This window comes from Haemophilus parainfluenzae, assembly GCF_003252725.1.
Classification (GTDB): Bacteria; Pseudomonadota; Gammaproteobacteria; order Enterobacterales; family Pasteurellaceae; genus Haemophilus_D; species Haemophilus_D parainfluenzae_L.
The window spans coordinates 1-411 of the sequence record NZ_QEPO01000032.1 but is presented as its reverse complement, the minus strand read 5'-3'; the positions used below and the strand labels follow the sequence as shown (position 1 = coordinate 411).

1 tRNA gene and 1 rRNA gene are annotated in these 411 nt (G+C 39.7%); both read right to left on the bottom strand.

From position 1 onward, the window contains the following. Nucleotides 1-148 precede the first annotated feature (148 nt). Nucleotides 149-224, bottom strand: a tRNA-Glu gene (locus DPV85_RS09920). A gap of 112 nt (nt 225-336) precedes the next feature. Then, nucleotides 337-411, bottom strand: a 16S ribosomal RNA gene (locus tag DPV85_RS09915); the annotation flags it as partial.

The following is a 411-nucleotide window of genomic DNA, read 5'->3' as shown; positions in this document are numbered from 1 at the left end:
AACTAAATACTTGATTGCTTTTGTTCAATCAAGATTTTTTCTTACTCAGACTTTTTCTTATCCTTTAAAAAGGACTTGAAAGTCTCTTCAGTTTTTCAGCTTGTTTCCTGGTTGTTAAAGAACAGAAGATAATAAAGTTATCTTTATTTGGCGTCCCCACGGGGATTCGAACCCCGGTTACCGCCGTGAAAGGGCGATGTCCTAGGCCTCTAGACGATGGGGACAACAAATAAAGATACTCTACCTTACATTTTGCTTACGCACTTTTCTCTCTTCATTTATTTTCTACAATATATCAATCAATCTGTGTGGACACTTATTGTCTCTCGTTTTTGGTAAGGAGGTGATCCAACCGCAGGTTCCCCTACGGTTACCTTGTTACGACTTCACCCCAGTCATGAATCATACCGT